At 51.5% G+C, this 20,472-nt stretch carries 17 protein-coding genes and 1 tRNA gene; 12 read left to right on the top strand and 6 right to left on the bottom strand.

All coding sequences use genetic code 11. The features are described 5' to 3' along the window. Nucleotides 1-82: 82 nt before the first annotated feature. Nucleotides 83-177 (top strand) — tRNA-Ser (locus JMF94_RS02015). A gap of 152 nt (nucleotides 178-329) precedes the next feature. Here the strand turns inward: JMF94_RS02015 and JMF94_RS02010 are convergent. Then, nucleotides 330-1,484: a flagellin gene (locus JMF94_RS02010; protein ID WP_240823533.1), complete on the bottom strand. Its 1,155-nt coding sequence runs from the start codon at nucleotides 1,482-1,484 to the stop codon at nucleotides 330-332. 390 nt (nucleotides 1,485-1,874) lie between these two features. Here JMF94_RS02010 and JMF94_RS02005 point away from each other — a divergent pair, with 390 nt between their 5' ends. From JMF94_RS02005 to JMF94_RS01985, 5 genes are all read left to right on the top strand, one after another. Beyond that, nucleotides 1,875-2,276: a hypothetical protein gene (locus JMF94_RS02005; protein ID WP_240823532.1), complete on the top strand. Its 402-nt coding sequence runs from the start codon at nucleotides 1,875-1,877 to the stop codon at nucleotides 2,274-2,276. A gap of 81 nt (nucleotides 2,277-2,357) precedes the next feature. Further along, a complete protein-coding gene (locus tag JMF94_RS02000) occupies nucleotides 2,358-2,780 on the top strand; it encodes a hypothetical protein (RefSeq protein ID WP_240823531.1) in 423 nt (140 codons plus the stop codon). A 444-nt stretch (nucleotides 2,781-3,224) separates the two neighbouring features. Then, nucleotides 3,225-4,307, top strand: a complete 1,083-nt coding sequence (locus JMF94_RS01995; RefSeq protein ID WP_240823530.1) for a glycosyltransferase family 2 protein — start codon at nucleotides 3,225-3,227, stop codon at nucleotides 4,305-4,307. 322 nt (nucleotides 4,308-4,629) lie between these two features. Then, nucleotides 4,630-6,144 carry a DUF2079 domain-containing protein gene (locus tag JMF94_RS01990; RefSeq protein ID WP_240823529.1) on the top strand — a complete coding sequence of 505 codons (1,515 nt, stop codon included), beginning with the start codon at nucleotides 4,630-4,632 and terminating at the stop codon, nucleotides 6,142-6,144. Nucleotides 6,145-6,411: 267 nt separating this feature from the next. Then, on the top strand, nucleotides 6,412-6,678 hold the full coding sequence (locus JMF94_RS01985; protein ID WP_240823680.1) for a hypothetical protein: 267 nt from the start codon (nucleotides 6,412-6,414) through the stop codon (nucleotides 6,676-6,678). Between the two features lie 72 nt (nucleotides 6,679-6,750). Here JMF94_RS01985 and JMF94_RS01980 read toward each other — a convergent pair whose 3' ends face one another. Continuing rightward, nucleotides 6,751-8,235, bottom strand: a complete 1,485-nt coding sequence (locus tag JMF94_RS01980) for a diguanylate cyclase (protein ID WP_240823528.1) — start codon at nucleotides 8,233-8,235, stop codon at nucleotides 6,751-6,753. Nucleotides 8,236-8,272: 37 nt separating this feature from the next. On the opposite strand from JMF94_RS01980, the gene JMF94_RS01975 reads away from it, so the two are divergent. Together JMF94_RS01975 and JMF94_RS01970 are read left to right on the top strand one after the other, a co-directional pair. Then, nucleotides 8,273-8,494 carry a hypothetical protein gene (locus JMF94_RS01975; RefSeq protein WP_240823527.1) on the top strand — a complete coding sequence of 74 codons (222 nt, stop codon included), beginning with the start codon at nucleotides 8,273-8,275 and terminating at the stop codon, nucleotides 8,492-8,494. Nucleotides 8,495-9,247: 753 nt separating this feature from the next. Continuing rightward, nucleotides 9,248-10,282 (top strand): glycoside hydrolase family 99-like domain-containing protein, encoded by a 1,035-nt coding sequence (locus tag JMF94_RS01970; RefSeq protein WP_240823526.1) that lies wholly within the window; start codon nucleotides 9,248-9,250, stop codon nucleotides 10,280-10,282. Here the strand turns inward: JMF94_RS01970 and JMF94_RS01965 are convergent. Further along, nucleotides 10,279-10,488, bottom strand: coding sequence for a hypothetical protein (locus tag JMF94_RS01965; RefSeq protein WP_240823525.1), 210 nt, complete (start codon nucleotides 10,486-10,488; stop codon nucleotides 10,279-10,281). The two genes, JMF94_RS01970 and JMF94_RS01965, sit on opposite strands and share 4 nt — an antisense overlap. A gap of 77 nt (nucleotides 10,489-10,565) precedes the next feature. On the opposite strand from JMF94_RS01965, the gene JMF94_RS01960 reads away from it, so the two are divergent. Beyond that, nucleotides 10,566-11,306, top strand: coding sequence for a hypothetical protein (locus tag JMF94_RS01960; protein ID WP_240823524.1), 741 nt, complete (start codon nucleotides 10,566-10,568; stop codon nucleotides 11,304-11,306). Nucleotides 11,307-11,358: 52 nt separating this feature from the next. On the opposite strand, the gene JMF94_RS01955 is transcribed toward JMF94_RS01960, so the two are convergent. Next, nucleotides 11,359-12,609: an HD domain-containing phosphohydrolase gene (locus JMF94_RS01955; protein WP_240823523.1), complete on the bottom strand. Its 1,251-nt coding sequence runs from the start codon at nucleotides 12,607-12,609 to the stop codon at nucleotides 11,359-11,361. Nucleotides 12,610-13,060: 451 nt separating this feature from the next. Here JMF94_RS01955 and JMF94_RS01950 point away from each other — a divergent pair, with 451 nt between their 5' ends. Continuing rightward, entirely contained in the window at nucleotides 13,061-13,525 is a 465-nt protein-coding gene (locus tag JMF94_RS01950) for a VOC family protein (protein WP_240823522.1), read from the top strand. A 94-nt stretch (nucleotides 13,526-13,619) separates the two neighbouring features. Here JMF94_RS01950 and JMF94_RS01945 read toward each other — a convergent pair whose 3' ends face one another. Then, nucleotides 13,620-15,932 carry a methyl-accepting chemotaxis protein gene (locus tag JMF94_RS01945; protein WP_240823521.1) on the bottom strand — a complete coding sequence of 771 codons (2,313 nt, stop codon included), beginning with the start codon at nucleotides 15,930-15,932 and terminating at the stop codon, nucleotides 13,620-13,622. A gap of 240 nt (nucleotides 15,933-16,172) precedes the next feature. Between JMF94_RS01945 and JMF94_RS01940 the strand changes: the two genes are divergently transcribed. Both JMF94_RS01940 and JMF94_RS01935 read left to right on the top strand, forming a co-directional pair. Next, the gene (locus JMF94_RS01940; RefSeq protein WP_240823520.1) at nucleotides 16,173-17,840 is read left to right on the top strand and encodes a DUF6056 family protein; all 1,668 of its coding nucleotides are present in this window, start codon (nucleotides 16,173-16,175) and stop codon (nucleotides 17,838-17,840) included. 46 nt (nucleotides 17,841-17,886) lie between these two features. Continuing rightward, nucleotides 17,887-18,840, top strand: coding sequence for a glycosyltransferase family 2 protein (locus JMF94_RS01935; protein WP_240823519.1), 954 nt, complete (start codon nucleotides 17,887-17,889; stop codon nucleotides 18,838-18,840). Between the two features lie 50 nt (nucleotides 18,841-18,890). Here JMF94_RS01935 and JMF94_RS01930 read toward each other — a convergent pair whose 3' ends face one another. Next, entirely contained in the window at nucleotides 18,891-20,465 is a 1,575-nt protein-coding gene (locus JMF94_RS01930; RefSeq protein WP_240823518.1) for a sigma 54-interacting transcriptional regulator, read from the bottom strand. Between the last annotated feature and the right edge of the window lie 7 nt (nucleotides 20,466-20,472).

Genomic DNA, 20,472 nt, shown 5'->3' with positions numbered 1-20,472 from the left:
AGAACATTCTTGACAGGTGCCGCCGTCTAGGCTAGCTTGCTTTTCTGCATTCTGGTTCGCTTAGTTGCTGACCTGATGCTGCGGAGAGGTGTCCGAGCCGGCCGAAGGAGCTCGCCTGCTAAGCGAGTATACGGGCTTAAACCTGTATCGAGAGTTCAAATCTCTCCCTCTCCGCCACATACGCAAGTAAAACGGCGAGTTACTGTTAAAGGTAACTCGCCGTTTTTGCGTTCTAGAGGGGTAAAATTCGGGGTGGCGCGGGGTGGCGTACATACCGGCGTACATACTTTTGGGAAATCTGCGGGAGAAATATCTGAAAAATATTTTGTTTAGCCGCCGATAATCTGCATAGCCATCTTTGGCATGGAATTGGCCTGCGAGAGCATGGCTACCGAGGACTGGGTCAATATCTGCTCGCGCACAAACTGCGTCATTTCCGAGGCCACGTCCACATCCGAAATACGCGACTCTGCGGATTGCAGGTTTTCAGCCTGAGTCTGAAGATTGCTGACGGTATTTTCAAGCCTATTTTGCAAGGCGCCGAGAGACGCGCGAATCTTGTCTTTTGAAACAACGGCGTTATTGATGGCTACAAGGGCTTGTTGGGCCGCATCCTGCGTGCGGATATTCCCACCCGCTCCAGAAGAAGTACCAGAACCAATCGCGACATCGCTGGTAATAGTTTCTGTCGGGTCTGATACACTTGTTTCTATCGCATGTATCGTTCCAGAATTATCGGTTGCAAACCTATATATATTATTACCAGATGCATCCCTGTAATCTGATGTCGTTTGTGATGGATTGTAATTTGAAAAATATGACGTGTTAAACATATAGAGAAGCGATGAACTAAATAGGCTAGAACCCAGATACGTCAAACCATGATTGGCGGCATATGCATCCACTGGTGACGAGTTACTACCATCTCCCAACCCCAAAGAACTCGCCGTAGCGCTACCGATCTGAATATAGTAATAGTCTTCGGCGCTGTCGTTGGCGGTGCCAAAGTGAATTTTCATTTTTCCAGTGGAGGTCATGCCCGACCCATCGTGGGTGCCGCTGGAGAGATTGCCATCAAGCAGGTGGATACCGTTAAAATCCGTGGCATTGGCGATTCGGGTGATTTCTGAGGCCATGGCCTGATATTCCGAATCAATCATGAGCCGCTGCGTGGAATCATATGTACCTGTGGCGGCCTGTTCTGCCAGTTCCTTCATGCGGGTAAGCTTTTCATCAATTACACCAAGCGCACCGTCTGCCGTCTGAATCAGCGAGATGGCGTCGTTGGCATTACGCACCCCCTGATTGAGTGCACGAATATCTGTGCGCATCAGTTCACGAATGGCAAGGCCAGCGGCATCATCTGAGGCACTGTTTACCCGCAACCCAGTGGAGAGACGCTGCGTGGATGTTGCCAGCTCGGTGTAATGCGACTGAAGATTCGCCGCAACGCTATTAGCCATCGAATTGGTATTTATGTACATGCGCCCCCCAGATAACTAGGGCTTGCAAATTTCATGCACAAGTGAATGGATATTTTTTCTCGTTTAACCGAATAATGATTTTTTTACGCCAAAGTATTGGCGAACGGCCATTTCTCTACATGACGCCCTATCAACAAAAAAGGACGAGCTGCCGCAAAGCAACCCGCCCTTTCTACTGACACAGCCAAGCATACCCTTCTGCCTCAGCCGCATCCCCATGGCCAGCGACCGACAGAACCGCCCCTTCAATGCCCCCGGCTAAGCGGTCAAGGTTAAGGGCAACGCTCCTCTGGTAAATATCAGTCGTAATGGGCCTCTGATGGCCCAAAAGCTGCTGTAGTTATATCTGCCTTCTGCGATTTGACCAGACTGACGGCAAAATAGCGGCGTATGGCATGGAACCCGAATGGGCTTACCCCTGCCTTTTCGCAAAGCCGCTTCAACATCTGTTTCATTGTCGGTTGCCGCATGGAGCAGCACTGCAGTCGCCTCCATGATGCCCTTGATGCCGACAACCAGCCCGACACCTTAGATGTGGCTATGTGCGGGCTTTCTTATCCGTCCGAGGAAGTGGATAGAGCCGTCCTCGCCCTGCGCAACGCCGACATATCGATATCTTTGTTTTTGGAAAACGGTGTAGGCGAACATAACCAATGCGGCGATTTTTGGCTAGAATATCTATCTCTGGTGATGTCCGAGTACTTTCTGGGAATGCTGAACGGCGCATTTTGCTGTCGCCCTGATGCAAACAGACTTAAATATCGACAATATAATATTAAAACAATATTATAGAAATTTAAATTATTGACCAACTACTAGTTTTAATATATCAAAAGTAAACTTTTTTGCAACCTACACAGGAATGGTGAAGTGATGAAAAAATGGAGCATGCTTCGCATTGCAGTATTTTTTTGCGCATCCATCATGCTCTCGCTGGGGTGCGTTAAGAAAGCGGATAACTACCAGCAACTTGCTGTAAACTTTGAGTGGGCAGGCGGGGGCCTCAGCTCTCCCAACCCAGAGATAAAAATTACCAATCCCCCCGCAGGCACAGCCTTTTTCAAGGTCCAAATGACCGATCTGGATATGACCAGTTTTGACCATGGAGGCGGCACTGTACCTTGCACTATTAAGAACGGCATGGCGACTATTGAGCAAGGCTCCCTCAAAGGGTATCGCGGTCCTGAACCGCCAGCAGCACAAAGCCATCGATACATGATAAAAGTTTTCGCTCTGAACAAGGACCAAACGTTAGTACTGGGAGAGGGCAAAGCGGTTCGCAGCTACCCCCACTAACAAGCATCGTGCAGCACCTTCGATCAGCATCCTTGAAAAAGGATGCTGATTTTTTATACAAAAATAGGGCGGGATTTATCACGCCCGAAACAATCATATAAATATATGCATGCCTCATTTGGCACGGGCTTAATCTGCTGCTATTTGTGCAAGTTAGATGATGGTTGCTCCAAAGATATTGAGCGCGCTACTGAATGGTCGAGCACCCCAACGAGCCCCACCCTACGGCTAGTTTTGTTTTCCATGCCAGCCACTGCAACTCTCTGGAACATAATCTTCTTATCGGAGGCCTCGCCCAATTGCCAACAGAGCTGATAGCATGTATAGCGCATTCCACAGACAATGTATCGGGCATCTGGAAAAGTGGCGTTGAACACGCGGCCAACACGATGTTGCACCATTAATGAGACAGATTGGCGCTTTCTTTTGGGACGGTATCCAGACATGGTTGATTATGCAGTTATAGTTCCCACTCTCAACGAAAAAGACAACGTTATTCTTACTGTCGAACGACTTGAGCGTGTTCTTTCCGGCATGAACTGGGAAGTTGTATTTGTTGATGATGATTCTACAGACGGAACATGGCAAGAGCTTCTTAAACTTGCAGCAAAAAAACCTCATGTGCGTTTGATACGGCGCGTTAATCGCAGGGGTTTGTCCTCTGCCTGTGTTGAGGGCATGTTAGCTACGGCCGCCCCGTATCTTGCAGTAATGGATGCGGACCTGCAGCACGATGCCGCGATTTTACCCCAGATGTTTGCTGCCCTTGTTAACGACGAAGCCACAGTTGCCGTTGGCTCACGCTATTGCGATGACGGCGGCGTGGGAGAGTGGGACAAAACCCGGGCCAAAATGTCGCAGATGGCAACGGTGCTTGCGTCAAAACTTCTCCTGACACCTTGCTCTGACCCCATGAGCGGCTTCTTTGCGCTTAAACGCAGCCTCATTGATGAAATAGCGCCCGACATTTCTTTGAGTGGGTTCAAAATCCTCTTTGATATTCTGACCACTAAGGACATTCCCCTTAAGGTCAAAGAAATACCCTATACATTTTGCACCAGAATACATGGCACCACCAAGCTCAGCGTATCTACGCTTATTGATTTTGCATGGCTTCTGCTCAAAAAGATCAGCTTTCGACTCCCCATCACCAACTTTTTTATGTTTTGCCTGGTGGGGCTGACTGGTGTGGCTGTGCATTTTTGCGTGCTCTACACCATGTACAAACTATTTCAATATCCGTTCTTTTTGAGCCAGTGTACTGCAACTTTTTTTGCCATGACGTCTAACTACTTTATTAACAACAGATTGACGTTCTTCTCTAACCAGTTGCGTGGCAAGGCTTTCATTAAAGGGTATTTTCTTTTTTGCCTTGCGTGCACGTTTGGGGCGATTGTCAACATAGCAATTTCAGAAATGCTGTTTGGTCTGTCATTATCATGGTTTTTTGCGGCAGGTGCAGGCATTGTTGCGGGGTCTGTGGTCAACTATATCATTTCAAAAACTATGGTCTGGAAGGGACTGTGATACCATAGCAAATTCTAGCCGCTGCTCTGCCCCTGCGGATGTTCTCGTACTGCATTATCACCCTTGAGATTTTATAGCCTGACTGACACACAGGCCGTATTTCAAAAACACCAGATGATAAAAGTGCACCTAGGGCTGTCCAACCTTGCTGGGCGCTGTGAGAGATCCGTTGCCGCGTCAATAGCGCCCTTTACAAACAGCATGTTAAATCCCGCGAAAGTGACGCTCTACAACTGCAACGTTCTGCCTAACAGAGCAAAGGCTTTCTTGCGGATCTCGTTCGATAGCGCTCACCACATCACACTTTGCCTGGAAACACCATATGCAGCAAAAACATATTGAAAACGCTATTCTGTGGTATATACCCGCCCTCTGGACGAGTCTTTTTATTGCGGCCAGTGTTATGCAGATGTGGTCATTCACCATTAATGACTTTGATTTCAGTATATTTCTAACGCAGATATGGCGTGTCTGGAATGGCTGGGACTGGCACGCACCGTTTACCGAATATTATCTTGGCATGCCCTACTGGGGGGAACATTTCACCCCGATCAGCGCGCTCCTGGCACCGCTGATCGGCCCATGGAAGAGCCCCTATGCAATGAGTGTGCTTCAGGCCATCTCCACAGGTTTTATGATCTTTTTGCTGCCGCGCCTCGTCAGAACTATCTATCGGCAAGAAGGGGATGACTCATCAAGCAACTGGCTTTGGGCTGCTGGCATACTTCTGGTTCTTGTCTTTGTTTTTCGATTTGTGCTGGCCCCATGGTCACGACAAGTACATTTTACCACTATTGCCACCTCCCTTCTGATGCTTGCCGTGCTGTATTTGCACCAACGGCGCTGGGTGCTGATGGGAATATGCTGCCTTATCGTCTGCATGGCAGAGGAACGCGCTGCCCTAAGTATTTTCAGCCTCGGCATGTACGCCTTTCTTTTGCTTGAAATGCGCAAAACAGGCATGGTGCTGTGCACATTTTCTAGCATATGGTTTATTGGGGCTTCGCAGGTATGGCTGCCCCACGCGCTCAAGATGGCAGGAACTTCCCTGCATTACAGATTCCAAAACTATATAAACATCATGGGGAGCTGGGATAAAAAATTCTTTTATCTGTTTAGAATAGTCGCCTACTCATGGTTTTTGCCTTTTTTTGGAAAAAAGGCCTTTCTTTCCCTGCTTTGTACGGCACCGTTTTTGGGTATTGTGGTTGTTTCCGACTATCCCACCATTTGGGGGATGAACGGGCAATATGAAGATTTACTGGCAATTTTTCTGCTTATTTCTTTTTGCCACGCCATTATCTGGCTGCAACACAATCTTCCACCACGCTGGCAGAAACAGATCTTGACGGCGGGCACTATAACTATTGTCATAACCATGTTTGCTACTCAAACTGGCTGGTACAACCCTGTGGCCACGCTGGCAAGACTTTCCGCCTCACCCGAGCGTACCCAGTATGCCAGGCTTCACGCAGTGCTTAACAAACTGCCAGACTTTCCGGACGATATTAATGTGTGGGTGCAATCGGGGCTTGGGCCACACCTATTCTTTCCCTACAGTCGCATGGCCGCTGATTCAAGGCGTATGAATCAGAAGCTGGAAAAAGCCTTTGTGATAATTTCTCCCATTGTTGGCACCATGCGTTTAAACGGCAGGGATGAAGACAAAAAAGAAGTGGCTTATGCTGAAGCAAAAGCCGTGTTTGACACCCACCCAGACCTTGAAAAAATCTATGAAAATGACGTTGCAGTTCTGTATGTCAGCCACGACATCAGGACACAAAACACAGATTTTTCAAATAAAATTCAGCAACTCATTGCGAGTTTACAACAATAGGCTCCCTAATATACGGAGCAACGATGCAGAATCCTCACAAAAATTAAAACCGACCTGTAGCTGGTTGAATTGGGGGCGCACGTTGCCAATTCACCAGCCATATGTCGTGCAGGGGCATACACTGCGGAAAACGGCCTTTTCCCCAACCACCATCACAAGGGAAGCCGTGTATCGCATTCAGACGGATCATGGCTACTCAGAGCGCCGGGGCGAACTGAGTGATTCAGTTTAACCGCTGTTCTGCCAGGCGATTGCAATCTGAAGACCGTGACCTTGTTTTACGGCGGGGATGCTGGAATCGACAGAAGATCTGCGGAGTTTCGGTTCTTCGGCCCGCATGAATTATTGCGCCGGGAAGGGCTGGTGCAGAACCACAAACGGGCAGGACGGATTTACCAGGAAGAAAACCTTTCGTTGCGTACCCGCTACCGAGTGAAGCGTCCGGATATTGACAATTGCCGATCTGTGGGATCGTTCAAGCCCGGCGCGACATATAATAGCTTTCCCGACATCACCCATCTGAACAGACAGTAGAGAATTTATTCCCCCAACCTGGCTACACTTGAAGAAATAACCACAGAGGCATTGCGCGTACTTAGCCTTTCTTTAAGATTTTCCCTTACTCTCACGCTGCTCTGCAGCAGCCTCAATGCCGTTTAAAAACGCAAAGTACTTTCCGTCTTCCTTGACCATGTGGTTCAGCACGAGGTCGTGTATTATGCATTGCAGCATTTGCACGGGGGACACAGGAGTTTCCGCATCCTGTTTGAGCAGGCCCGAGCACTTTTGCAGCAATTCTTTGTGCCGGGCCACATGCTCGTCAACCTCCGGGTATCCACTGCCGCGCAGCACCGCTTCTTCGTCATTAAAATGCTTTTCTACAATATGATACACATCGTTAAACCGGGAATTGAGATCAAGAAGATCTCCCTCAGCGAGCACACGATCAAGCAGGCTGTTCACAATGGAAACCAGCTCCATGTGCTGCTCGTCCAGCTCCGCATTGCCGGAAGCATACTCGCTGTTCCATAGCACTTTCAGCCCCAAGCTGTTTCCGTTGTGCATCTGGGCATACATCCCGTCCTCATCTGACCGGAATTTAACGCAGTTACGGCCTTCATGCTTTGCCAGATAGAGCTGTTCATCCGCGTGTTGCACAATCAGCTCTGGAGTTGTGGATTCCTGACAGGTGCAGGACACGACCCCAACACTGACCGTCACCACCCTGGCTACCTGTGACGCCGCATGGGGAATCCCGCACTGCATGACAGCCTTGCGTATGCGTTCGGCCAGACTCACCGCGCCAAGAATGTCGGTTTCGGGCAACAGACAGACAAATTCCTCTCCACCATACCGCGCGGCCATATCTGTGGGGCGGTTAAGGCATTGCGCCACGGTCTGAGCAACAGTCTGAAGGCATTCATCACCCTTCACATGGCCGTATGTGTCATTGTAATTCTTGAAAAAATCTATGTCCAACATGATGAGCGAAAGCCTTGCCCCGGAACGGATGTGGCGATTTCGCTCATAAGCGAGCATGGCGTCAAAATGCCGCCTGTTGGAAATTTTTGTCAGACCATCCTCGTTGCTCATGAGTTCGAGCTTGCGGTTGGATTCCGCAAGGGCGATCTCTGCAAGCTTTCGCTCCGTAATGTCTTCGTGCGCCACCACAACCATGCGCGGGCCGTCTCCGCAAAAAGGGTTGACCCTGCCCAAAAACCAGCGCTTTTGCTCTGGCGAATGGCAGCCATATTCCATGGAGAACGTTTCAAGCTTGCATTCAAGAACATCCCTTATGCCCTGAGCAAATGAATTGGCTTCCAGAGCATTATCAACACACACGCCTTCGCAGACACGCAGATAATTTACCCCTTCGGAAACAAACTCCTGCGACATGCCATTTGCAACAGCAAAGTTGCGCCAGGCCTGATTGACCAACACAATCTCACCTTCGGCGTTGATGAGGGCGATATTGGCGGAAAGTCCGTCGAGCGTGGACTCCAGAAACTGCTTGGAAGAACGCAACTGGTCGGACAACTTCTGGCTCACCAGCATAATGAGCCCTATTGTCCAAAAGGTGCTGGTGGTCATAAGAAGAAAATACGTTGCAGCCAGAGGGGATGGGCTTGTGAACAAGGCCATTCCCGGCCCTCCCCACCAGGGAAGAACCGCGAAAATAAAAAGCCACAGCGTATTAAAAATAAACACATACTTTAAAAATTTGGCAGGCAGCGTATGCTTACAGTTGCCGCCAGCAACTGTAATAGCTGAAAACAGCGAGAGAATGGAACAGGAGAAAGAAAGGAGTGTTCGCCGTAAAAAGATGCTGCCTTCAATAAATGCCAAATAGCTCAGCGCAATCAGTGACACAATCACAATAATCAGCACAGGCCGCAGCAAATTTTTATTTTCCACAAATTCGGCAAGGCCAATATATATGCACAAAAAGCAAAGCAAAAACGAAGCGGTATAAATAAAGATTGCAATGCTGGCGACTAAGTCGACTTCTCTGAACGAATTCATGAAAAATCCAAAAACCATCAGCACGCTGCCCGCTATCCACCACTGAACCCCCTGCCCGCCTTTGTTGATCCGATACTGGAGTATAAAGGCGACAAGCTGGGTACAACAGCACAAACCATAGCAAACAACTAATGTTTTTATATCAATAAAATCAGTCATCTTGCTGGCACTCGCAGTTGAGGGATCACCCACTTTGGCGTGCTTACATCAACACAGGGCCGACTGATTGTAAACAGCATTATATGACGTGCATATGTGACGCACATGATATGGAGCACCTCTAACCGAATGAGGTCGGACGAATGGGAGCCAGGCGAGCTGACAGAATCGCCAGCCAAGCACGCATGCGGGCTTGCCCAGCGCGGTATTAGGGCAAGCTTGCCTGTGTGGAGTTCTTCTCAACGACTGCCAGCCCCTTGTGCGCCTCGGCACACTTTCTCATAGTGACTTTCAGGCTTCTTCATGTTTCTGTAAAAAGAATTCACCGTTATAGTCAGCAACCGGCCTCCTCCCGTATCGTTTGTTCTTCAGACAATATGGGCGGGTTTTGTTGATATTCAATGAACAGCTATGGCAAAATATGATGAAAGCTATCGCGTTCTATTTGCCGCAATTTCATGTCATTCCAGAAAATGACATCTACGGCAAAAATTTTACGGAATGGTGCAACGTCCGAGGGGCCGTTCCCCTGTATGAAGGGCATGCCCAGCCGCATATTCCGCACGATATTTTGGGCTACTATGATCTTACTGATGAAAAGATCCTGACAAAGCAGCATCACATCGCCTGGGATAACAACGTTACGTCATTCTGCTACTATTACTACAACATGGCTGGGCGCACACTTTTGGATGCACCGCTGCACATCATCAACAAAAGCCACCTGATACGGAACGAATTTTGCCTCTGCTGGGCGCACGAATGCTGGTACGACAATACCCAGCCCCAGAGGATAAAACCGTTCATCGCACAAGAATATTCGCCGAAAAATGCCAGAAAGATTATCCGCGACCTCGCACAGTATTTTGACAATCCGCGCCATATCAGAATAGACGGCAAGCCCTTGCTGCTGGTCTTTGCACCGGAGCGTAATCCCCTGATGTCAGTGTACAGCGAGGTATGGCGCGAAGAAGCGTGGACCATGGGACACACGGGACTTTGTCTGGCTGGCGTGGAATGTCACGTGGGGCAGCATCCCGCCAATCTGGGATTTGACGTAATGGTGGAATTTGCCCCAAACCTGAACCCCATGAACATGCTCTCCACTACAGGAGAAGAACCCCGCCGTTTTGATTATGCTGCCACCGTGCAAGACATGCTGCTGAAAGAAACCCCCGATTATACACGGCTGCGTTGCACCTTCCCTGGTTGGGACAACACACCCCGGCGCGGCAGGCACGGGCTATCTTTTGAGCACACTTCAGTGGATGTATTCATCGCTGCCCTGCGCGCCATGGCGCAACATACCCGCGCGTATCTGCCAGAAAACCTGCAATATGTTTTTATCAACGCCTGGAACGAATGGGGCGAGGGTTGCCATCTGGAACCGGATCAAAAAGACGGTTTTGCGTATCTGCTCGCAGTGCGTGACGTGATGAACGAATTCAACTCCTAGGCTGCCTTGCCCATTGGGGTGGCGTTTTGCGACAGCAAGGGTGTTTGCGCAGCCCAAACACCCGCCCTTTCTATTACAACGTAAGCCTCACTTTCGCCCCTTGCCTCATCCCTGTGGAATAAAAAACTAAATGGCGCGCAGATCGCTTTGCTTTCTAACACCCCACCCACTTGCGAACCGATGCGTAACCATTTTTTCAGGACCATACTTTACAAATATTCGTGCGCTGGGCAAATTAAAGCCCGTCAAAACGCCTAACTATCCCTTATTGCCGGGACACCTCATGAATACTTACACACCGCTACGTTATGCCGCGACTATTTCAATTTTACTTGCTGTTCTTGCGATACAAGGATGCGGCGTCAGATCTATTTCGGATTCCGGGTATCAGGCGGAGGCGGGCAGATTGCGGCAATCAGGCAATTCTCTTTACAAAGGCGAGTTGACGGAATTCGAAGTATTGGGGATCAATCCTACCGCTTCGGTCTCACAGGAAGAAATCCAGCGCACGCTGGAAAACAGGCAACAGTTTTCCCTGCCCAAAGGCTCCTCTGTCATGCTTATCCAGTCAGGGGCCATCATGCCGGATGACAGCATGATCCAGGCATTGGAAGCGCATTACCGGATTGTGCCCTTTTCCGGCATTCCTGCGGGCCAGGGTGATGCCAGCCATGCAGCAGCATTGCGCTTGGTTGCGGCAAAGGGCAATTGCCCAACAATACTGATTTATTGGGGAATTCTGGAAACTGCGCAAAAAGATATGAGCACAAAAGCGGTTTCGTGGGTTCCCATAGTTGGCGGCATGATTCCGGATGAATCGCAGGAGATGCGGATCCGCCTGAAAATGGCTCTCATTGATGTTGCCACGGGTCAGTGGGAAGTTTTTTCACCCAAACCTCTTCAGGATACATCTGCCAGTGCGCGATACACACGCGCAACTTCAGACCAGCAACAAGTGGCTGTCCTTAAAGCCCGGGCATATGCAGAACTGGCTCACGCCATCGTAAAAAAATACGCTGAATAGCCTGCAAGCACTGCAGAGCCGCGCAGCCCGGCCAATGTACTGACTCTGCCAGCTAACTGGCCGCTTCCGGCCTGTATTGTTTTCTGATGTTCTGCTGGCACTGCAAGACAATAGCGTTTATTTCATCCTTGTACCCTTCTATGGCATCAAACATTTGATCAGATATCTTTGCAGAGATACTTTTTCTGATTATCTCAAAGGCCGTATCAATAGGCAGGCTTTTGCGATATGGACGATCTTCCATCAATGCTGCAATCACATCTGAAAACGCCAGTATTTTTGAACCCACATCCAGATTCTCATCTTGCAGGGAATACGGATACCCAGATCCATCGACCTTCTCGTGATGATTTTTGGCCCAGAGCACAATTTCAGAAAACCACTCAGAAATGCTGAGGCTGCTCAGTATTTGCCCCGTATAATACGTATGCAGCTTGACCTGATCAAATTCATCATCAGTGAGTGGGCCTCCCTTTTCAATAAGGCCGGGGTCGATTCCGATTTTACCTATGTCGTGCAGATAGCCGCTAATCTTCAGCTTCAGGCAACGCTCGCGGGAAAAACCAAATATCTTGCCGAGTTCGCAAGCAAGATTGGCTACCGTGTAGGAATGCGAGGCCGTAAAATGGCTTCGAAAATCAATGATGCGCGAAATAGTCAAGGCAAAATCGAGAACATTTTCAAGTGTAAGATCAAAATTCATCGACGAATCGACCAGCCTGAAAAGCTGATCAAGCTCGAGATTATTGATTTCTATCCAGAAGATATCCGGGGCTGATGCCTGCACAAAGGCCGCGAAAACATCAGGATGAAACGTAGTGGAAACGTTGTCCCTGATTTTTTCTATGACCGAGGCCTTTTGCTTGAGCACAAAAACATCTGGATTGATCAGCACGTCAACCCGGTCCGCAAGGTGAAGTATGTGACTGTCCAGCAGCACCTCGCCTTCATCCATATTCAGCGATGCATCATAGTGGATATGATGATACCTGATGATCCTGGCAACGTCCTTGAACGGGCCGAATGACGACAGCATTCTGTATCCCATTTCACAGTGCGGCCTTGGATTATGCACGTCAGCCTGAATGAGCGCATTACGTTCCTGAACAGACAAGGCTCCAACGTCGTGGACAGCAGCTGCAATGATCAGTCTGAAGAGCTGATCAGAGTCAAGATCCATTTTTTTGCCAATATGGTAGGCAATGACGGCTGTACGCCTATGGTGCGACTTTAACAGGTAATTGCAGCTATCGATGGATTTAATGATCGGAACGGCCAATTCTTTCAGAGAAATAGCTTCCATGACAGGCACCCTTGCGTTAGAGGAAAGCAAAGATAGCTTTTTTTACTAAACCAAATAACTTATAGCAAGACATTTGATATTAAACCCAAAAGAGTCCAATCATTGTAACATATAACTAAATAATATTTATAGAATATTCAGACTGCCACAAACTGAACACACATTTGACAATGCACAAGTCAGATACTCATGCTATCAATACCACAGCATCTATGGATGTTGACAATCAATAGCCACTTACCAGACCACGACTACATGCCTTTTACATCCCCGATTTCTAGAGCCTCCAGCTTGAAAAATCTGGATTGCCAGCAGCATGGTATTGATAGCGCCGCTCGCATGGCATACACATCAGACACCCCAAGAATCCAGAGCCGAGGCCTTGCACTGCAGATAGTGCCACTATGCCTTTCGGCCTTTCCATTTCCCAGATACCGCACCAGGAGACGCCATGTTCCGTTATGTGCACACAAATATCATTGCAAAGGATGCAGTCAGGCTCATTGCCTTTTACAAGCAGACGCTGCATTGCTTGAGCATAGGACAAATACGTGACCTGCGAGGGCCGTGGCTTGACCGGCTCACCGGTTTGCCCAAGGCCCACATTACTGGCGAGCATCTGCTGCTGCCCGGCTACGACGACAGCCATCCAACGCTTGAAATTTTTTCATACGACAGCCTGCGCGACACCCTGCCGCCGGAGGTCAATCGCCCCGGCTTTGCGCACATTGCATTTGAAGTGGACGACGTGCACACAACCCTGGCAGAGATCATTGCCGCAGGTGGTGGACAGGTTGGAGAGGTTGTTACAGCCGCCTACCCCAACGACATGGAAGCGGTTTTTGTGTACGCGCGCGACCCTGAGGGCAACATCATTGAACTGCAAAGCTGGCGCAAGGTGGAGACAAATTCCTAGTCAGCATTTCCGCAGTTCGCCCAGACAGACAAAAGCCCCTGCTACCCGACAATTTGGGGCAGCAGGGGCTTTTGCAAAAACAGGGTACCCGGCGTTAACTGGAGCGTAAGGTCGCTATAAGCTGTTCAAGTTTTTTAGTCTGCACCACAAGAGCTTCGACCGCCTCTGTTGACTGAGCCATGGCATTGTCCGTTTCAGAAGCGATAACACTGATGGAACTGACCGCACGGTTTATCTCTTCAGACGTAGCGGATTGCTGCTCAGCGGCGGTGGCAATGGAACGCACCTGATCCCCAGCAGATTCAACCATACCCACAATTTCGGCCAGGGCCTCACCAGAACGTTGAGCTAGCCCTGTGGCCAGGGTTACGCGCTCCACGGCGGCATCCATCTGCGCGGCAGCGGTATTGGTACCGCTTTGTATGCCACCAATTGCCGTGCGCACCTCGGTGGTGGCGTGGGCGGTTTTTTCCGCCAGTTTGCGCACTTCGTCCGCCACCACGGCAAAGCCGCGCCCGGCTTCGCCAGCGCGCGCTGCCTCAATGGCGGCATTGAGCGCCAGAAGGTTGGTTTGGTCTGCGATATCCGAAATAACGCCCATGATGGCCCCTATGCCCTGCGCCTGTTCGCCCAGGCTGCGCATGCTGTCGGTCATCTGCCCGGCTTCATTCCGGATGCTCAGTACTGCGGCGCTGACTTCCTCCACCAGCCGGGCGCCGTCCTGCGCCTTAAGCTTGGCCTTTTCGGCATTTTCCGATGTGGCAGAGGCGCTTCTGGCAACCTCAAGAATCGTGGCGTTCATCTCTTCCACGGCATTGGCAGTGTCGCTCACGCGGCCACTCTGCTCGCGCGCGCCCTCGCTTGAATGCGCAATCTGCTGCGAAAGCTGCTGCGAGGCTGTGGCGATATTTTCCGCCACTTGCGAAACCTCAACGGCAGTCTGGGCAATGGCCGCGTTCTGCGATTCAATGCGCGTTTTCTGACCGTAAATTTCCGTCAGATCCGTCCAGAATGTAATGGAACCCAGCATGCGGCCATCCAGATCATAAAATGGCGTTGTCTGCACGGAAACACGCAATTGCTTTCCTGACTGCGCCGTATAGTCGAACTCACGGCTCAGAGCCTTGCGCTCCTTGATGGCCCGGTCAGACAGCGTTTCATGGTTGGCATCCCCCCTTGAGAAAAGGCCAGAACGCTGACCCAGATATGTATCCTTGGGGTCCGGCTTATCCAGCAAGCTGCACGCCTGCTCATTCAGCCAGGTTATCTTGAAATCGCTGCCCACGATGTAGCATGGCGTGGGTATGCCGTTGAGCACCCCCTGGGCAAAACCAAGGCGTTTTTTCAGCTCGTCCACCATCACGCACAAATGTTCGGCAAAGCGCCGCATCTCTGCACGGTACTTGCCAGAAAGCGTAGCCTTAAAATCCCCTTGGGCAACGGCCTCGGTGAAGTCAGATATGCGCTGCAGGGGGCCAAATACCAATTTTTTGCTAATAACACCCAGAACTATGTTCAGCAGAATAGCCGCACCCAAGCCAATTATATACAGCACCCACCGTTGGTCTGCAGCTGGAGCGGTGAGTTCTGTATCATAGGCGCTCATGCACACAAGCCACCCCGTAGCCGGAACTGTGGCCACAGACATGAACTTGTCTTCGCCTTTCCAAACATAGCTGAAGGTTCCGCTGCCTTTGGCAAGCGCATCCTGAATAAACTTTTCTTTGGAATAATCCTGAAGCAGCAGTTTTTTGTCCAAGCTGTGGGATATAAAACGGCCACTCTGGTCGATGGTAAAGCCGTATCCACGCCGTCCCAGCCGGATGGGATCAATGGTTTTTTCCGTAAAGTCCGTCCAGCGGGGGCACACGGCCACGGCGCCGAGCAACGCGCCGTCCTTGCCGCGCACAGCTTTGGCCGCCACGTAGATCAACACATCGCCCGAGGTGGCTTTCATGACGCTTTCGCTCAGGGCGACATCCTTGCCGCTGAATATCTGGCGGGCATAATCCCGATCAGCCCTGTTGCCGCCGGTAATGTCAACATTGTCGGCATTTATCCCGGCAACAATACGTCCTTTGAGGTCAAAGGCAAAAAAAGACCAGTAACCCGGCAGGGATTTGACATACCCGCTCAAGAGAGTCTGGGCTTCTTGCGGTTGCCCTTCAAAAGCCTTGATCACCACATCCTGGCGGGCAAGAATGGTGGCGACATCTACAGATTGCTGAATGTACATTTCTGCCGAGCGCGCCACAATTTTGCTGGTTTGGTCCAGAGCCTCGGTTTGCACACCGGCTACCATACGGTATGACGAAGTGGACACGTAGAGAACAAGCACCGCAATGATGCCAACAACCGCTGCCGTGATGGACAAGGTGCAGATAGTACTGATGCTGATCTGGCGCATGGTAAACTCCGAAATACAGAGGTGACCGGGGTTCGCTACAGGGGACGGGGCTGAAGGCTGAGAGGCATTTTCATAGTAATTTCTACCAGTATTGCTTCTTAACGACAATACCTGTAAAAACATTAGAACAACAGCCCTTCCCTGGTGCTGCAGATAAACACATTGACATTGAAATATATTTACTAATAGATACCTGTTACGAAAACGCATCTCGGGCTTTCAGCCCTTTTCCCTGACAGCATGAGCCAGGACTCTTACGAAATGCAACACACTGAATTAAATTCCGCCGCGCAGGCTGCTCAAAAATCCGCTCGTTTACGTCGCAATCGCTTTATTTTCACAAGTCTGCTCATCGTGGGCATCATGTCATGGTTTTGCGCCATGTCTCCTTGGGTCAGCGATGATTATTCTTTCTCCAGTATCTTTCCTGGCTGCACGGGCATGTGGGATATGCAGGTACAGGAATACTTTGAATGGAGTGGAAAATTTATCGGGCATTTCACATCGCGCATACTTCTGCGCGGCCCGGTCTGGCTGCACCCCTTGCTCACTTCCATCGCATTTCTGCTGCTTGTTACAAGTGGCTCCCTGCTGGCCTTGGGCGCGCAGTGGCGTGAACGCCTGAGCGCCTGGCACATCGCTGTCATGGCCGGGCTTGTGTGGATTGCCCTACCTGCTTTTGGAACCGTTTTTTTCTGGCGCACTGGTACGGGCGATTACGGCTACAGCCTCATGTGGGGTGTTCTTTTTTTGGTGCCGTACCGCATCTGGGCCGACAAAGCAGACTTCCGTATGCCGGGCGGCCTGCTTTATGCGCTTGTGGGTGTTTTTGCTGGCTGGAGCAACGAGAATGTCGGAATGCTGGTTCTGCTTGCATCTCTGGGCGTGACGCTGTTTCGCTGGCGCACATCCCGCAGCGCGCCAGCGTGGGCACTCTCGGGCATTACTGGGGCAGCCTTTGGCTGGGGCATGATGATGGCCGCACCGGGCAATGCCGTGCGCCTCGCAGCCGTTGGCGGAGCGGAAAAAATCCCGCTGCTGTCCCAGCCTGCTTTTCTGCACTTTTTGGAATTTTTTGGCACGCAACAACTTGAAATGCTGCCCTATTTTCTTTCAGCCATGGTGTTTGCATGGCTGTTGCACCGCCGGGGACTTTTAAAGCCTGCCGTGTGGGTCCCGTCAGTAATTTTCTTTCTCATGGCCCAGGCCAGCCTGGCAGCCTTTGCCGCCAGCCCCTCAACACCCTACCGGGCCATGAGCGCCACCTTTTTTTTCACTGCGCTCTGCCCTTTTTCACTGCTTGCGGCTCTGAACCCCTCCAGCATCAGGGCCAAGGCGCTACTTACCATTTTCTGCGCCCTGCTGCTCTCAAGCGTACTGCTTGAGGCCCGCGTTTTTCTCATGGCGCAGCCGTTTATTGCCGCGCGCAACAGTAACAACTTGCGCAGCCTGGACTACCCGGGAACAGACAAGTATTTCTTTCCCGGCTACGACATCCGCGAGGTAAACCTTTTTTCAACGGATTGGCGTGATCTTGTACCCTGGAACGAGTCGCATACGTTGCGCGTATTTGAAGCGCCCGATGCCCGAGCGTTCGTGGCATGCAACATTGCATTTTTTGACAACCTGCCTCAGGGCAAAGTCCATGTGGCAGCCAGGAGACGCACCGCCACCACTGTAAGCCTCTTGCAACAGGCCGCAAGGGCCTTGTTTGAGAGCCCTGACGAAGGACTTATTTCAGCCAGAACAGCTGCTCTGCGGTATTTTCCCGCCTCTGCCATGGTTACGGACGATGGCAAGGCCGCGGTGTTTATTCCCGGCATCAAATCTGTGGACGACATCGCCTATATCGCTGTAGAACAGCCAGACGCGCCCCTTGTGTGGCGCAGAGCAAGTGCGTCCCATTAATAAAACTGATCGCACCCAAGCTACTCTCCGCATGGAGGAATAAGCATTGTCCCGCACCGTCCCATTGTTGGCACTGGTTGTACCCTGCTATAATGAAGAGGAAACCCTGCCCCGCACCCTTGATGCCCTGGCCGGCCTGTTGGCAGACCTCAAAAAACAGGGCCGTGTGCATGCGGAGAGTTTTGCCCTCTATGTGAACGATGGCAGCCGTGACCGCACATGGGAGCTGCTTGAAGAACGGCACTTGATCGACCCCTTTTGCCGGGGCGCAAGCTTTGCCGCCAATGCAGGCCACCAAAACGCCGTATGGGCAGGCATGGTCACGGCGCGCGATATGGGCGTGGACTGTATAATCAGCCTTGATGCCGATTTGCAGGACGACATCGCCGCCATTCCCGACATGATCGCCAAGTACATGGAAGGCAACGACATTGTCTACGGCGTGCGCAACGACCGCAGTACTGATACGCCTTTCAAGCGGCGTACCGCGCATATGTTTTACGGATTCATGCGCTGGCTCAAGGTGCCGTTGATCCCCGACCATGCAGACTACCGCCTTGTGGCCCGCCCCGTGCTGGAAGCGCTGGATCAAATTCACGAGCATTCCCTTTTTCTGCGCGGGATTTTTCCGGCCCTGGGTTTTAAGAGCGCACAGGTCTTCTACGTGCGCCAATGCCGCATTGCCGGTGAAAGCAAGTATCCTTTCTGGAAGATGGTGTCTTTTGCCTGGAAGGGCATTACGGCATGCAGCGTTGCGCCTCTGCGCATTGCAGGCCTTATGAGCATGGTCTGCATGCTGGCGGCGCTGGCCTTCAGCGGCGTTTCCCTGCTCAAATACGCCATGGGCGAGACTATTCAGGGCTGGACATCACTGATTATCGTAGTCTTGCTGCTGGGCTCCGTGCAGCTGTTCTGCATGGCACTGGTTGGTGAATATCTTGCCAAAATATTTACCGAAGTGCGCCACAGACCCCGCTACATCATCGCCAAAAAGCTGTAGGCGAGCTGTAAGGGAATACATGGCCCCCGCAAGAGCTTTGAGGAAGCTGCCTAGCCATCAGAACGAAACTGCCTGTACGTCAGGTTGAATTTCTTCATGCGCAGCCCCATACTGCGGCGCGTCAGGCCAAGGTTTTCTGCGGCCTTGCTGGTGTTGCCCCGACAACGGCGCAAGGTTTCCACCAGCATATCGTATTCTATGGAGGCCAGCCGGGCCTCCAGACCTGCTGGTTGCGCTGCTTGCGGGGTTTCTGTCTGTTGCAGGGCAAGCGGCAGATCATAGACGTGCAGCAAACTGCCCTCCGCCAGAATCACCGCCCGATGGATAACATTTTCAAGCTCGCGCACGTTGCCCGGCCAGGTGTGCCGCATAAGCAGATTCAGGGCTGCGGGTGAAATGCCCGTCAGGCTTTTTTCCGTCTCTCTGGCATAGTGGGCCGCAAAGTGTTCGGCCAGCGCCACCACGTCATCGCCCCGCTCGCGTAGTGGCGGAATCATGATGGGAAACACGTTGAGCCTGTAGAACAGGTCTTCCCTGAACGTCCCCGCCGCTACCATTTCGGCAAGATCCCTGTTGGTGGCCGCGACTATGCGTATATTTACGGCAATGCTGCGGTTGCCGCCCACGCGCTCAAAGCAGCGCTCCTGCAACAGGCGCAACAATTTGGCCTGTACTCCAAGGGGCAGCTCACCCACCTCGTCCAGAAAAATAGTGCCGCCATCGGCCTCTTCAAATCGTCCCTTGCGAAAAACAGCGCCGGTGAACGCCCCTTTTTCATGGCCAAACAGTTCGCTTTCCACAATACTTTCGGGCAGGGCCGCGCAGTTGCACTTGACGAACGGCCCGCCCGGCGCAAGCCCTCCGTAATGCAGCGCATTGGCGACCATTTCCTTGCCCACGCCGCTTTCGCCCAACAGCAACACTGTGGTGCGCGTGGAGGAAACCTTGCGGATCAGCTCGTACACATCCTGCATGGGGCGCGAAATGCCAATCATGTTTGAGGGATGGAATCGCTCCTTCAGATCGCTGAGCAGCAGGCGGGTGCGTTTTTCCCACTCGACCTTGTCAACATTTTCAACAAGATACAGCTCCACCGCATGGGCCAGCATCTGGGCCATGACGCTGAGCACATTCACATGCTGCTGAAGGGCTGACTCCGTGCGGTACAGGCGGCTGGCGCTGATGGCACCCAGCACCTTGCGCCCATGCCGGATGGGTACGCAGATGAAGGACATATCCTTGTCGCGCTCAAGAGCGAGGCTGCCCGTGCGGTTCAGAAAAGCAGGTTCGCTGCCTATGTTGCGCACGATTATAGGCTCGGCGCTTTCCACCACCTTGCCGGTTATGCCCTCGCCCACGTGGTATACGCCCCTGTCCTGCTCCGAGGGGGTCATGCCCATGCTGCGATAAACGAATACGTGGCCGGATTCACGGTGCAGCAGGCTTATCATGCCCCGCGCCATGCCCATCTCGCGGCGCATGTAGTCCAGCTGACTGTCCAACGCGGCCACGATATCGTTTTGTTCAGAAAGCAATCTGCCCACGTGGAGCAAAAGCGCGATAATCCTGCCACGGCAGGGTTCGGTCTCGCATTCGTGCAACAGGTCTACGGCTGGGGAATTCATGGTGAAC

The organism is Desulfovibrio sp. UIB00 (assembly GCF_022508225.1).
GTDB lineage: Bacteria > Desulfobacterota > Desulfovibrionia > Desulfovibrionales > Desulfovibrionaceae > Desulfovibrio.
The sequence above is the reverse complement of the archived record's forward strand: the minus strand, read 5'-3'. Positions and strand labels throughout refer to the sequence as shown.